Below are 13630 nucleotides of genomic sequence, written 5' to 3'. Positions count from 1 at the left end.
GTTCCAGTGACGGACCTTGCACTTTTTGATTCCCTGTTGTCTGCTTCGACGCACCCGGATCCGGCCTTCCCTCGCTTCCACCCGCGGCCGGCCCAAGGCTGGATCAACGATCCCAACGGCATCAGCAACATCAACGGCCGTTACCACGTCTTCTTCCAGTACAACCCGGAATCGGCCCGACACTCCCAGATCCAGTGGGGACACGTAAGTTCTTCGGATCTAGTCCATTGGGAAGAGCACCCGGTCGCGCTGTCTCCGCAGCCGGACGGTCCCGATTCCGCTGGCTGCTGGACAGGCGTGGTGACCTCAGATGGTGGCATTCCGACCGCGGCCTACTCGGGCGTTCGCGATCATGGAGGACATTCGCAAGTAGTCATTGCCCGCGGTTCCGCAGACCTGGTGACATGGGAGCAGACCGGCCACGTCGCCGCGTCCATGCCGTCTGATCCTCTGGTCACCGCCGTCCGCGATCCCTTCATCTTCCACTTCAACGGTGCTCGCTACGCCATCCAGGGAGCGGGCCCTGTCTGATGGGCGCGCCGCATTGCTGCTGTACACAGTGGAGTCCCTTGACGACTGGAAGTACCAAGGGATTTGGCTGACCTCTGCTGATCCTGTTGCTGCGGTCCATACGCCGGCCGAGATTTGGGAATGCCCGCAACTGGTGCAAGTGCCGGACTCTTCGGGCGGCTCAGCCTGGGTGATGATGTTCTCGCTCTGGCTGTCCGGCGACGACCACGAGCACGCCAACGGGGTTGGGCACCTGATCGGTTCCCTTTCCGTGGACCCCGTCTCCGGGCTGCCGGTGTTCGTGCCTTCTTCCGGTGGGAAGTCCGATCTTGGGCGAGACTTTTATGCACCGCAGATCGTCCAGCTCTCTTACGGTTCTTCGCCTGCCGCTTTGTTGTGGGGGTGGGCCAACGAGGGTCCCGGACGCGACGGTCGCCGTGGCCGCACCCAGGAAGAAATCGACGACGCCGGATGGTCGGGTGTGCTGACGCATCCTCGCCTCCTGTCCGTGGTTGATGGGGCACTGGCTGTTTCCCCGGCGCCGGAAGTGGTGGCGTATCGTGGCGCTGCTGTAGCTACGGATGCTGTGGGCTCCGTGGTGGTTCCCGCGTTTGCCGAGGTGCTCGTGACGGGTACGGGTGTGTCCTCTGGTGCCGTGACTTCCGGGGATGTGGAGCTCGTGCTTGTTTCGGGTTCAGAGGGCGACTCCGCAGACAGGCAAGTGGTCTGCTCGGGTTCGTTGGCTCCAGGGGAGGAGCTTCGGATCTTCATCGATGCCTCCTTGGTGGAGGTCTACCGGTCCGGCTCGGTTGCCACGACGCTCCGCGCCTACCCGGCTCCTGGGGAGGAATGGCAGCTCACCTTGCCCGGCGACGCAACCGCCGACGTATGGGAGTTGACGCTCCCCGAGTAGGCGGCAGGCCGACGTCGTGAGTTGTGGGGCCTGCTTTGCGTGGCTTGTTGGTGTTTTGGGGCTAGGACGTCGGAAGCCCGCTGTTCCGTTGCTGCCCAGCAACGGGATAGCGGGCCCGCAACGGCGTTGCCCTGCAGTTCAGGCCCCGTGCTCAGCGAGTTGGCGCGGGGCCTGTTGATTCCCGGATAACAAGGCGGCACGGGACCATCGTTTCCACGCCCGTCTCGGCTGCGTCGTCTGTGCCAGCGGATAGGCCTTCGATGGTATCCAGAAGCGTCGTCATGGCTGCGCGCCCGATCTCACGCAGCGGCAGGGCCATGGTGGTGAGTGCGGGGACCATGGTGTCGGCGATGCGTGCTTCGTCGTCGTAACCCATCACCGAGAGATCCGTGGGGATATTGAGGCCCAAACGGGCGGCGGCCAAGGCAACGCCGATTGCCAGGCGGTCATTCGCGCACATGATGGCCGTTGGCCGCTCAGCCGGGGACACGCCGTCGAGCAGTTTCATGGCGCCGTGGAAACCGGCGTCGATGTCCCAACCCGCCATGGTGATCCGGTCCGCGCGGACCGACAGGCCAGCAGCGGCATACGCGTCCCGATAGCCCTCAACCCGCAGCGGAGCGGCGGGGGAGTCCTCAGCGCCGGCGAGCAAGGCGATGTCCCGATGGCCGAACTGCAGCAGGTGTTCGGTAGCTTCCCTGCCGCCGGTGATTTCGTCCGGGATCACGTGGTGAAGTTGAGGTTTGGAGTTGCTGTCGTAGCAATTGGCCAGAACTGACGGGACCCGCAGCATGCCGTGGGGGACGTCCAGCGGCTTCAAGCCCACGGTCACGTACATGAGCCCGTCCACCTGGCGGTCCAGGAGGGTTTCGATAGCGCTCGCATCCCGGGCGGCGTCGCGCTCGGTGTCCATGACGACGGTGACGAAGCCGCGGCTACGGGCGACGTCGTCCGCGCCGCCGATGATGTTGCCGTCGAAGGGGCTGACCACAACTTCGTCAGACACGATGCCGATCACCCGGGAGCGCTGGTTCCGCAGGCTGAGCGCGATCGCGTTGGGGGAATAGTTGAGTTCCTGGGCGGCCAAACGGATCCGGTTCTGGCTCTCCTTGGCCACGTTGCCGTCGCCGCGGCCATTGAGCACCAGCGAGACCGCGCTCCTGGAGACCCCCGCCCTTTTGGCGACGTCCAGTGCAGTGGCCTTGCGGTTCATTGGGAGGTCCTTCCATCCTTCATTTGTCAGCAGTCTACCTAACGCGTGTGAGGACGGCGCCCAGGACATTAGGCGTTTATCGAATAACCGATCTGGCTATACAGCGACTGCATCATCGTCGACATCCAGATGCCTGCCACGATCAAGGACAGTACGAATGTGCCAATGAGAGCCCACACCGGCCCCATCCCACGGCCAGGGGCGACCTTCCGGACAATCACCGTGCGGCCAATGATGTACACAGCGGGGCTCAGAAAGCACCATGCCCAGTGGAAGGGACGGACGACGCCGGAACGGGCCAGCCGCCGATAGTCCAAGAAGGCCATCAGGACAGATACGCCATAAACGATGAACCCTGACGCTTGGAGCAGGAAATAGCCGGGCGTGTAGATCGACATGGGATCCAGAGTGGTCATGCCCTGCCGGGTAGTTATGTATCGGAATTCCGGCTGCCAGGTGAGCATCAGCAGGAGCGGCACCAGCGGCAGCAGCACCACGGCCCAAATGAAGGGGTTGAGCACAGGGGTCTGGTTGCTGATCAGGACGCGCTGGAGCGGCATGAACTGCGCGGTGGCAGGGGCAAGATGAGGTGTCCACTGGACCCCGTCCCACCAGCGCATCTGCTGCGGAAAGGAAGGATCCGGGTACCAACCGGCGGGCGTCGTGGAACCGTTGGGTGCGTGCGTCATATTTCCCCTGAAATGAGTCGTGAATCAGAGGATAGCGCGGTTCCCTTCCTCCGTTCGGATGGAACCCTCCCTTTAGCTTTCGTGGCGGTGTAAGGATGGAGCATGACGTTCTTCGACGATCTTCCAGAGCCACCCCAACGTCCGCGCCAACCCCAGCCACTCCGCCCCGGTTGGTCCGGTCCGCCGTCGGACGAGCTGCCTGGCGTGATGCACATCGGCGAGTTCGTTTACAACAGCCGACAGATGGTGATGGCCCTGAAGCTGGTTGAGGTGTATTCCACGGGATGTACTTTGGACCTCGTCTGGTCGGTTCGCCGAGGCGACGAGTCGGACCGGGAGTGGCGTGACGTCATGGACCAGTCCTTCAACCGTCCCCGTTCAAGTCTTGATACCAGGTCAGGACTGCAGCTCGGGGTCGCTTTCCCCGATGGGCGCAAGGCGGTTGCAGCCGGTCCCGGGCCGTCGATGCACGAAGGGGCTGACGACGTCACGGGTCCAGTGCTGACTACGCTCGGCGGCGGCGGGGGGAGCGGCAATGATGAAATCGTTCAGTCAACGGCCCACTACTGGCTGTGGCCCCTGCCCCTCGGAGACACGCGGGTAGTTGCTCGGTGGGATGCGATCGGAATGCCCGAAAGTTCCCTTACCTTGTCCGGTGAGCAGTTGGGTCAGGGACTCGGGAAGGTCCGCAGGTACTGGTCCGACTAACGTGGTCCGGCTATCTGATCAGGGCTCCAGCCGCTTACGCAGGAGGCAGAACTCATTGCCCTCAGGGTCCGCCAGGACATGCCATTGCTCGTTTCCGGTCTGCCCGACGTCAGCAGGGCGGGCTCCGAGGGCGAGCAAACGTTCCAGCTCGGCGTCCTGGTCCCTGTCGACGGGATTGACGTCAATGTGCAGGGGAAGTCTTCCAGTCCGCGGGTCGCTGCTGGGACTCAGGATGATGGTGGGCTGCAGGCCGCCGAACCCGACGTCCGGAGGGCCGATCTCGATCGCGCCATCTTCCCGGTCGAGTTCGACGTAACCGAGGACGTCGCTCCAAAACCGCGCCAGCACTTCGGGATCGGCACAGTGGAGGACCAGTTCGCTGATACGGCATGACATGGAACCCAGTGTACGGATTGTTGGAATGGACGAGTTATCCACATAGCCTAATTGGCCAGCCTCTGGCGCCAGGAGCCGCCGGTACAGTGGCAATATGCCTGCTCGCCTTCCCGATTTGCCGCCGCTCGAAGAACTCCTCGACAACGCCCACGTTGTTTCACTGCCCATGCGCGTGAAGTTCCGCGGAATTATGGAGCGGGAAACACTCCTCTTGAAAGGGCCGCTCGGGTGGGGCGAATTCTGCCCCTTCCCGGAATACGACGACGACGAATCCTCGCGCTGGCTCGCTGCCGCCCTGGAAGCGGGCTGGACTGGTTTCCCTCCACCGCTCAGGGACAGCATCCCCGTGAACGCCACCGTTCCCGCAGTTCCCGCCGAACGCGTGCCGGAAGTACTTGCTCGTTTCGGCCGGGTGGATGCCGTCAAGATCAAGGTTGCCGAGCGTGGTCAATCCCTTGCCGACGACCTCGCAAGGGTCACCGCCGTGCGCGACGCCCTTCCCGACGCCGCCATCCGCGTAGATGCGAACGGGGGCTGGGATGTTGACCAGGCTGTAGAGGCATTGGGCAAACTCTCAGTTGTCGGACTTGAATATGCAGAGCAACCGGTGCCGGACATTGAGGGCTTGGCTGACGTGCGCCGTCGCCTTGCCGCCGCGGGAGCGCCCGTCCTGATAGCCGCCGATGAGAGCGTCCGGAAGGAGGGCCGACCCCCTCCGCGTCGCGAGGGCGGGGGCTGCGGACCTTATCGTCGTCAAAGTCGCGCCGCTCGGGGGAGTGGCACGTGCCCTGGACATTGTCGCCCAAGCCGGCCTTCCCGCCGTCGTCAGTTCCGCCCTCGATACCTCCATTGGGATCCGCGCCGGTCTGGCGCTCGCCGCCGCGCTGCCTTCGCTGCCATACGCCTGCGGGCTCGGCACCGTTTCGCTCTTTGCGTCGGACATCACCCTGGATCCCTTGGTCCCCGACGACGGCGCCATCCGCCTTCGCGAGGCCATCGCCGATCCCGGGCTGCTTGAGCAATACGCGGCTCCGGGGGAACGTCGCGACTGGTGGTTGGAGAGGCTGCGGCGCGTACACTCGACACTCGCTTCCTCCCAAGAAGACCTGTTCACCGAAACTTAACCAGAGAGTCCTCTCGGATTCGGATTGCGCTGAAAGGCTCAGCGGGAACCTCGTACATTCTCTGGAAGGTCCCCCATGTCTGATACCACCGGACGCACGTTCCCGCTGCTGCCAATGTTCGGCCACACCAAAGGCAAACGCAGTGCCGTCACCTGCGCTCTCAAGTGCGACAATGCCTGCGCCGGCGATGTTTGCAACACCAGCTCCAACGGCTACTTCCGCGACATCGCCTCCACGGCGATGACCCGCCGCGCCGCCCTGGGGCTTGGCGCCGCCGGTGCGCTCGCCGTCGTTCTTGGTAGTGCGGTGACTGGTGCCGAACCTGCGGTCGCCGATGCTGGTAACGGTTTGTCGGACGCAGCCAAGAAGGGTTTCGAAAAGTCCAAGCTTCAGTTCACGGCAATCAAGCCGGTTGACGCCGCCGTCGACGCCGTCACGGTTCCAGAGGGGTTCGACTGGAAGCCGATCATCCGTTGGGGTGACCCCCTTTTCGCCGACTCGCCGGCCTTCAACCTCAACGCGCAGACCGCTGCCGCCCAGGCCCGCCAATTCGGCTACAACAACGACTACACGGACATCATCCCGGTTCCCGGGTCCAAGGATCGTCGAGCCGTATTGTTCACGAACCACGAATACACCAATGAGAACATCATGCTGCCGGCAGGTTTTGACGCCGCCGAAGCCCGTGCAATTGGCCGGGCCGGTCACGGCCTGACGGTGGTGGAGTTGGAGCGGAAGAACAAGAACAAGCCGTGGAACTACGTTCAGGGAGCACCCCTGAACCGCCGCTTCCTCACGGACACCGTCTACGAACTGACTGGCGCTGCTGCAGGAACCAACCTGGTCAAGACAATCGATGACCCGGAAGGCCGCTGGATCAAGGGAACCTTGGGCAACTGCTCGGGCGGAACCACTCCATGGGGAACTATCCTTTCCGGCGAGGAGAACTTCAACGGCTACTTCGCCGCACCCGGCACGAGTGACGGCGACAAGCGCTACGGCATATCTGCGAAGCCGACCACGCGTCAGTGGGAACTCGACGAGCCGCGCTTCGACACGCGCAATGCCGGCTATGCCAACGAGACCAACCGCTTCGGCTGGATCGTCGAAGTTGACCCCTTCGACCCCACCTCGACTCCGAAGAAGCACTCCGCCATGGGCCGCTTCAAGCATGAGGGCGCCAACGTGATTGTCGCTCCCTCTGGCCAGGTTGTGGCGTACATGGGTGACGACGAACGCTTTGATTACCTCTACAAGTTCGTGTCCAAGGGCAAATACCAGCCTGGCGACTCAGCGGAAGCCCGCAAGAACAACATGGGCCTCCTCTCCGAAGGTGACCTCTACGTTGCCCGTTTCACGGGAGACTCCCCGGCTGCAGAAATTGATGGCACGGGCAAGGTTCCTTCCGACGGCGCCTTTGACGGCACCGGCGAGTGGTTGCCGCTGGTGGTGGGTGGCGTCTCGGCAGTTCCCGGCATGTCCGTTGCTGAAGTCCTGGTCTACACGCGTCTTGCCGCTGACAAGGTTGGCCCCACCAAGATGGACCGCTGTGAAGACGTCCAGCCCAACCTGCTCACCGGCAAGGTGTACGTGGCCTGCACCAACAACTCGGACCGCGGCAAGGCCGGCAAGGAAGGCGCCACCGAGGTCAACCCCCGTGCGCTGAACCGTGACGGCCACATCGTGGAAATCACCGAAGGCCCGGACCAGACGGGCACCAAGTTCAACTGGACCCTGCTGTTGGTGGCCGGTGACCCCGCCAAGAACACGTCCACGTACTTCTCCGGATTCCCGGCGGACAAGGTATCCCCGATCTCCTGCCCGGACAACGTGGCCTTCGACTCCGTGGGCAATCTCTGGATCTCCACCGATGGTGCACCGTCCACTATTGGCTACGCAGATGGGCTGTTCAAGGTCACCCTCGAAGGGTCCGAACGCGGAAAGGTGGAGCAGTTCCTGGCCGTCCCGCGCGATGCCGAAACCTGTGGTCCCATCATCCACGATGAAGAGCGAACCGTTTTCGTCGCCGTTCAGCACCCGGGCGAGGAAGGCACGTTCGCTGACCAGCACTCGTTCTTCCCGGACTACGTAGACGCTGGAGCCACGCCCGCCGCCGGTGCGGTTCGGGCTCCGCGGCCGTCGATCGTCCAGGTGTTCCGCAAGTAGCACTAACCCCGGAACGCTCCTCTGCCTGGGATCTCCAAGCAGGGGAGCGCTCCGCGTCACCGATGCTCTCTCACTTCCTGCGTCGTTTTGACGGTTGTTCTATCACTTCCTGCGTCGTTTTGACGGTTGTTCTCTCACTTCCTGCGTCGTTTTGACGATTGTTCTCTCACTTCCCGCGGGGTGCTGGGCGATCCTTTTCATGGCACAGAGTGTGAAAGAACATCGGGTGGGAGCCGGTTGGATGTGAGAGCGCATCGGGTGGACGCCGGTTGGATGTGAGAGCGCATCGGGTGGGAGGCGGGTGGATGTGAGAGCGCATCGGGTGGGAGGCGGGTGGATGTGAGAGCGCATCGGGTGGGAGGCGGGTGGATGTGAGAGCGCATCGGGTGGGAGCCGGGTGGATGTGAGAGAACATCGGGTGGGAGGCGGGTGGATGTGAGAGCGCATCGGGTGGGAGCCGGGTGGATGTGAGAGCGCATCGGGTGGGAGCCGGGTGGATGTGAGCGAGCAATTGGGGTCCCGCCCGCGCCAATAGACTGGAATGGTGACTTCCCAGGACTCTCTGACATCCATCGCCGCCGCCAGAATCGCCGTGACGGCACTGCTCGACGGCGGTGTGCGGCACGTGGTGGTGGCGCCGGGTTCGCGTTCTGCACCCATGGCCTACGCCCTTGCGGAGGCAGAAGCGGCGGGCAAAGTTCTCCTGCATGTCCGGATCGACGAACGGGATGCCGGATTCACAGCGCTTGGACTCGCCCTCGCAACCGAAGCGCCCGCCGCTGTCCTGACAACCTCGGGTACCGCCGTCGGGAATCTGCTGCCCGCCGTGATGGAGGCCAACCACGCGGCCGTGCCGCTGGTGGTCGTCTCGGCGGACAGACCGGAGGAGCTTCACGGAACCGGGGCGAACCAGACCACAATCCAACTGGACCTGTTCGGCGATCACGTCCGCTTCGCCGTCGACGTCGCCGCTGGAGACAGCCCGCAGAAGGCAGTCGCTACAGCGCTGTATGCTGCCACGGGCGCCCTCGAGGACACGCCGCCGGGACCCGTGCAAGTGAACCTCGCGTTCCGCGACCCGTTGGTTCCAGGCGCGGGCGATGCCCTTCCCACGGCCGCTGGCCACAGCGTTTTCCATTACGACGCCGGCCCCCAGGCGTTGGATCTTCCGGCGGCTTCGAGCGAGCTGGCCGAGCGACGCACCGTGGTTCTCGCAGGCCACGACGCCGGTCCGGTGGCCGAGGCCTTCGCACGCGCACACGGCCTTCCCCTCCTTGCCGAACCTTCGTCCAACGCTCGATTCGGTCCGAATGCCGTGGGCCCGTACCGGGTGTTGCTGGAGCATTTTGGTCCGGGGTCGGCTACACCGATCGAGCGCGTGGTCCTGTTCGGCCGGGCCACCCTTTCCAGGCCAGTGGCCGCGCTCTTGGCGCGTCCCGGTATCGAATCCGCCATTTACCAGCCGGTTCCCGTGGCTTGGTACGAGGCTGGCCGACGCCGCGAAGCACCCATTGAAACCCTCCCTGAGTTGGCCGCGTTCGCCGGCCGGGGCTCTGCAGAGTGGCTGGATTCCTGGCTCCTGGCGGGGGCGGCCGCCCAACATGCCTTGGATGGAATATTGGCTGGGGAGTCGACTGCCAATGGTCCTTCCGTCGGAGCCGCCGTCTGGGAGCACTCGCGCGGGAAATTGGTTCTCGGCTCCTCCAACGGCATACGCGACGTCGACCTCGCAGGCCAACCGCACCCCGACCCCATCGCCACTGTCTACGCCAACCGCGGCCTCGCCGGCATTGACGGCACCATCGCCACCGCTACGGGAATTGCCCTCGGAAGCGGCCGAGAAACCACGCTTCTCCTTGGCGACGTCACGTTCCTCCACGACGCCGGCGGACTACTCTTGGGCCAGGGCGAGCCCATCCCCGATCTTCGGATCGTGGTCCTTAACGACTCCGGCGGCGCCATCTTCAGCCTCCTCGAGCACGGCGCGGTGGAGGACTCGGGGGCCTACGGCACCGCCGTCGAACGCCTCTTCAGCACGCCACACTCAGTGGACATCGCGGCACTCGCGGCCGCATACGGCGTCGGACACCAGACGATAAGTACGACGGCGGAACTTGCGGAGGCACTCAAGTCGCCGCTGAAGGGACGCACCATTGTGGAGGTGCGCGTGGACCGGGCAGGCCTACGGGCACTTCATGCCCGCATCAAGGAAGCAGTCTCCGGTGCCGTGGGCAAGGTGTTGACCGCGGGCTAGCGGGATCACGTCCGCATTTCGCGGAGCTTCGGTTGGGACGCTTCAGCACCTGGCTGCCACCCTTGCCGGCGGTATTCCTTGGCGACGACGGATACGGATACGGGGAAGCGGGGCGTGCATTGTGCACGCCCCGCCCGTTTCCTTTAGTACTGCTAGGTCAGTTCCGGGGTACTACCTACATGCTTGGGGGCTGGTACCTCCTGCTCGGGAGAGTTGTCTTCGCTGCCCGCTGGGCCCGCCTTTTTCTGCACCCGCTTGGCCCATGCTGAGGTCACGATCGGGCAGAGCACAGCGGAAACGACGACCGAGGCTGCGACGAGGACGGTGGCGTGTTCTGCTGCTGGGGCGTAGACAGGGTTGGCTGTGGCGATGATTGCGGGAACGAGGGCTGCGTTGCCGGCCGTCGTTGCTGCGGCGAGGCCTGCGACGCCGTCGCCGCCGGTGAGTTTGTCGGCGAGGAGCAGTACCGCTCCTCCGACGAAGACCACGAACAGGCCGAGGGCGATGCCGAGCAGTCCGGCTTCGACGACTGCGTTGAGGTTGATGGTCAGGCCGAGGGCGAGGCCCAGGAACGGCACCATCGCTGGTACCAGCGGAGCCAGCAGGTGTCGCATGTTCTTGTCGAGGTTTCCGAGGAGCATGCCCAGGGCGAGGGGGAGGATGGCGCCGACGAGTGCCTGCCAGGGGAAGGCGGCGAGACCTGCGATTCCCAGGGTGACCATTGTCAGGAAGGGCCCTGATTCCAGGGACAGGATGGAGTAGGCTCCGGCGTCGCGTTTGCGGCCGAACTGTCCCATCAGGGATATGTAGAGCCCTCCGTTGGTGTCGTTCAGGGCTGCGACCAGCGCGAGGGTTGACAGGCCGGCGAGGATTCCGTGTTCGATGGGAGCTTCGCCGAGGAATCGGCCAGCGATGACGCCGATGAGAACTGCGAAGAGAATTTTCGAGCCGAGGAGCACGCCGCCCTTTTTGAGGATGTAGGGCGTGGACTTGACCTCTAGTGTTGCGCCGAGGCAGACGAAGAATACAGCCAGCAGCGGTGCCAGGCCGGTGAAGAAGGCACCTGTGAAGGATCCAAAGAATTTGCCAGCGTCCGGGGCGAGGGTGTGGATGACGGCGCCGATGCCGAGTGGCACCAGCATCATGCCGCCGGGGACCTTTTCCAAGGCTTTCTTGATGGGAATCGACATTGATTTCTCCTGTGAATGGCTGGGGTGTGCTTGGTCCGCGGGTTCCTGGAGGGGGGCGCGGGTGGGGGTGTTTAGCCGAGGCCGGGGATGAGCAGGACTTTGCAGGCGTCTCCCGTGAGGAGCTCTACTGCTTCGTCGATTTCGCTCAGCTTCTTGCGGTGGGTGATGAGCCAGTCGAGTTCGAGCTTGCCGGAGTCCAGCAGCAGCAGGCTCTGTTCCCAGGTTTCCCAGAGCCGGCGGCCGAAGATTCCGCGAAGGGTGATGCCCTTCTTGTTGATGTATGCGGCGATATCGACCTCAGCCGGGCGGCTGGGGTGACCGACTGTGATGACGGTGGCTTCCCGGCGGACGGCTTCGAAAAGAGTGGTCAGGGTGCCGGGCGCGCCGGAGCACTCGAAGGCGACGTCGAATCCGCCGCGGCGGCCGGTGAGTTCCCGGCAGCGTTCAATGATGCCGTCGTTGGGGTGCAGTGCGGTCGCTCCGAGTTTTTCGGCCTGAGCGCGGCGGTAGGGGTTGGGGTCGACTGCGATGACGTGGGAGGCGCCCATGAGCAGCGCCAGGTTCACGACGACGAGGCCGACCGGACCTGCACCGCTGACGAGCACGGCCCGGCCTGCGACGGAGTAGTTGGCCCGCTGGATCGCGTGGACGGCGACGCCGGCTGCTTCGAGCAGGGCTCCGGACTCAAGGGACAGACCGGCAGGGAGCTTGACGCAGATGTCCTGGGGGACGGCCGCGTACTCGGCGAAGACGCCGTCGATATGCATTCCCAGGATGCCGGTGCGTTCGCAGGTGTGTGCGTCGCCGGTTCGGCAGGGGAAGCACTGGCCGCAGGTCAGGTGGCTTTCCAGGGCGACCTGGTCGCCGACCTTCAGTCCTGTGACGCCGGGGCCAACCTCGACGACGGTTCCTGCGCCTTCATGGCCGAGGATGACGGGGAGGTTGAGGTTGAATGCCTGGGCTGAGGGGGTCCATTCGTAGAGTTCGCGGTCGGTGCCGCACAGGGAGGCTGCGCCGACTTCGATGACGACTGAGCCTTCTGTTGCTTTGGGGTCGCCGGCGTCGGTGACGTAGGTGACGCCTCGCTCGGCTGCGTTCTTGACTACTGCCCGCATGGGGGCCGCCTTTCGTTGGTTCTGGTGATGCGTGGAGGGAATTGCTTGTGGGTCAGCCGGGGAGTTGGCCGGCGAAGCGGCGCAGGATGTCGGTCGGGCCGACCTGTCCGCCTTTGAGCAGGAGCCGGCACCCTGCGACGGCGGAGCCGTCGTCGGCTTTCAGGATTGGGCCTGCTGTGACGAACTGGTCCGACACCCGGAGTTGGCGGACGCCCATGGCGATCAGTGCGTGACTGGAAGTATCGCCACCGCAGACGGCGATGTCCCGGGTGAGCCCTGCTATGGCCATCCTGGCGGCGATGCCACCTATCAGGGTGCCGACGTATCCGGCGTCCAATGGTGTGCTCGTACCGTAGCGGGGGTCTGCCGCGCCGCGGGTGGTGTGAACGACGACGTTTCGTCCTGATCGTAGGGCGGCTGAAACGCGTTCATCGAGGGCCTGGATCCGGGCGGCGTCATCGCGTTGGAGGAGTTCGCCAGGAACCGGGACGTCCACCCAGCCGTTCGAGATCGCGTCGTCGATCTGCTCGGCTGTGGTGCTGGAGGCCGAGGCGCTGACCGCCAGTACAGGTCCCGAGGGTTTTTCCGGGACGGGGGTGCGTGGGGCTTGGTCTGAGATCGACCTTGCCAGGGCTGCCATGATCCCGCCGGATCCGACCACGATCGAGGGACCGTGACCGTGCTCTTCCCGGGTGAGGGCTTCTGCGACGGTGTCCATGTGGTGTTCGTCCACGGCATCGACCACGAAGGCCTGCGCGCCGGGTTCCCGGCGCCGGTCGGCCCAGGAGTCCTTGAAGGTGCCGTCCTGGTAGGCGGGCAGGTGGATCGCTCCGGGTACCTGGGTTCCGCCGAGCTGTTCGGCCAGGACCTGACGGAGGTCCGCTTCGGACATGGGCGTTGAGGGATGACGGGACATGACCGGGTGACGATCCAGACGGTAGATCTTCCCTGCGTAGGTTGCGTAGTGGTTGCTGAATGCGGTGTACCGGCCAAAAGCGGGCTGGGCAGGGACGACGGCGATGGGTCCGTGCAGCGGGAACTGTTCATGGAGCAGCTGGATCCCGCGGCCGATGCTGCCGATGGTGGGCGAGCTGTCGAAAGTGGAGCAAACCTTGTAGAGCAGCACTTCCAAGTTCAGTGCCGCGATGCCTGCGAGGTCACGGGTGACCAGATTGTCGAACGCTGCGCCGGACAGCGAGCGTGCCGGACCTGCGAACCCGACGACGTCGGTGTCGGTCGGCAGCGGTGCGTCCCCGATGACAAGCGCAGCTTCGAGCCCGTAGCGGTGGGCTTGGGCGAGGACATCGGCGGCTCCGGTGAGGTCATCGGCGACGAAACCGAAAGCGGTCATC

The 13630-nt window shown here is 64.5% G+C and carries 9 protein-coding genes and 2 pseudogenes; 5 read left to right on the top strand and 6 right to left on the bottom strand.

Annotated elements, in window-relative coordinates; genetic code table 11:
• Positions 1-6: 6 nt before the first annotated feature.
• Positions 7-1423, top strand: a pseudogene (locus LDP01_RS08695) (glycoside hydrolase family 32 protein).
• Positions 1424-1574: 151 nt separating this feature from the next.
• On the opposite strand, the gene LDP01_RS08690 reads toward LDP01_RS08695, so the two are convergent.
• Positions 1575-2636, bottom strand: coding sequence for a LacI family DNA-binding transcriptional regulator (locus LDP01_RS08690; protein WP_224088503.1), 1062 nt, complete (start codon positions 2634-2636; stop codon positions 1575-1577).
• 68 nt (positions 2637-2704) lie between these two features.
• Complete coding sequence (locus LDP01_RS08685; RefSeq protein ID WP_224088501.1) at positions 2705-3325, bottom strand: DUF2510 domain-containing protein; 621 nt, start codon at positions 3323-3325, stop codon at positions 2705-2707.
• A gap of 102 nt (positions 3326-3427) precedes the next feature.
• On the opposite strand from LDP01_RS08685, the gene LDP01_RS08680 reads away from it, so the two are divergent.
• Positions 3428-4033 (top strand): hypothetical protein, encoded by a 606-nt coding sequence (locus tag LDP01_RS08680; protein ID WP_224088499.1) that lies wholly within the window; start codon positions 3428-3430, stop codon positions 4031-4033.
• A gap of 18 nt (positions 4034-4051) precedes the next feature.
• Here LDP01_RS08680 and LDP01_RS08675 read toward each other — a convergent pair whose 3' ends face one another.
• On the bottom strand, positions 4052-4429 hold the full coding sequence (locus tag LDP01_RS08675) for a VOC family protein (protein WP_224088498.1): 378 nt from the start codon (positions 4427-4429) through the stop codon (positions 4052-4054).
• Positions 4430-4523: 94 nt separating this feature from the next.
• On the opposite strand from LDP01_RS08675, the pseudogene LDP01_RS08670 reads away from it, so the two are divergent.
• The 3 genes and pseudogenes from LDP01_RS08670 (at position 4524) to menD (ending at position 9973) form a co-directional block, all read left to right on the top strand.
• A pseudogene (locus LDP01_RS08670) lies at positions 4524-5553 on the top strand (o-succinylbenzoate synthase).
• Between the two features lie 75 nt (positions 5554-5628).
• The gene (locus tag LDP01_RS08665) at positions 5629-7719 is read left to right on the top strand and encodes a PhoX family protein (RefSeq protein WP_224088496.1); all 2091 of its coding nucleotides are present in this window, start codon (positions 5629-5631) and stop codon (positions 7717-7719) included.
• A gap of 541 nt (positions 7720-8260) precedes the next feature.
• The gene (gene menD, locus LDP01_RS08660) at positions 8261-9973 is read left to right on the top strand and encodes a 2-succinyl-5-enolpyruvyl-6-hydroxy-3-cyclohexene-1-carboxylic-acid synthase (RefSeq protein ID WP_224088494.1); all 1713 of its coding nucleotides are present in this window, start codon (positions 8261-8263) and stop codon (positions 9971-9973) included.
• A gap of 152 nt (positions 9974-10125) precedes the next feature.
• Here the strand turns inward: menD and LDP01_RS08655 are convergent, their stop codons facing one another.
• From LDP01_RS08655 to LDP01_RS08645, 3 genes are all read right to left on the bottom strand, one after another.
• Entirely contained in the window at positions 10126-11163 is a 1038-nt protein-coding gene (locus tag LDP01_RS08655) for a 2-keto-3-deoxygluconate permease (RefSeq protein ID WP_224088492.1), read from the bottom strand.
• Between the two features lie 71 nt (positions 11164-11234).
• Entirely contained in the window at positions 11235-12278 is a 1044-nt protein-coding gene (locus LDP01_RS08650; RefSeq protein WP_224088490.1) for a zinc-dependent alcohol dehydrogenase, read from the bottom strand.
• A 52-nt stretch (positions 12279-12330) separates the two neighbouring features.
• Positions 12331-13629: a four-carbon acid sugar kinase family protein gene (locus tag LDP01_RS08645; RefSeq protein WP_224088488.1), complete on the bottom strand. Its 1299-nt coding sequence runs from the start codon at positions 13627-13629 to the stop codon at positions 12331-12333.
• Position 13630: the final 1 nt, after the last annotated feature.

Source organism: Arthrobacter sp. StoSoilB13 (assembly GCF_019977255.1).
Classification (GTDB): Bacteria; Actinomycetota; Actinomycetes; order Actinomycetales; family Micrococcaceae; genus Arthrobacter.
The sequence above is the reverse complement of the archived record's forward strand: the minus strand, read 5'-3'. Positions and strand labels throughout refer to the sequence as shown.

Bases quoted from the DNA above. Each gene is read 5' to 3' on its own strand.
- LDP01_RS08690 (WP_224088503.1), bottom strand. From the start codon at position 2,636: ATGAACCGCAAGGCCACTGCACTGGACGTCGCCAAAAGGGCGGGGGTC.
- LDP01_RS08685 (WP_224088501.1), bottom strand. From the start codon at position 3,325: ATGACGCACGCACCCAACGGTTCCACGACGCCCGCCGGTTGGTACCCG.
- LDP01_RS08680 (WP_224088499.1), top strand. From the start codon at position 3,428: ATGACGTTCTTCGACGATCTTCCAGAGCCACCCCAACGTCCGCGCCAA.
- LDP01_RS08675 (WP_224088498.1), bottom strand. From the start codon at position 4,429: ATGTCATGCCGTATCAGCGAACTGGTCCTCCACTGTGCCGATCCCGAA.
- LDP01_RS08665 (WP_224088496.1), top strand. From the start codon at position 5,629: ATGTCTGATACCACCGGACGCACGTTCCCGCTGCTGCCAATGTTCGGC.
- menD (WP_224088494.1), top strand. From the start codon at position 8,261: ATGGTGACTTCCCAGGACTCTCTGACATCCATCGCCGCCGCCAGAATC.
- LDP01_RS08655 (WP_224088492.1), bottom strand. From the start codon at position 11,163: ATGTCGATTCCCATCAAGAAAGCCTTGGAAAAGGTCCCCGGCGGCATG.
- LDP01_RS08650 (WP_224088490.1), bottom strand. From the start codon at position 12,278: ATGCGGGCAGTAGTCAAGAACGCAGCCGAGCGAGGCGTCACCTACGTC.
- LDP01_RS08645 (WP_224088488.1), bottom strand. From the start codon at position 13,629: ATGACCGCTTTCGGTTTCGTCGCCGATGACCTCACCGGAGCCGCCGAT.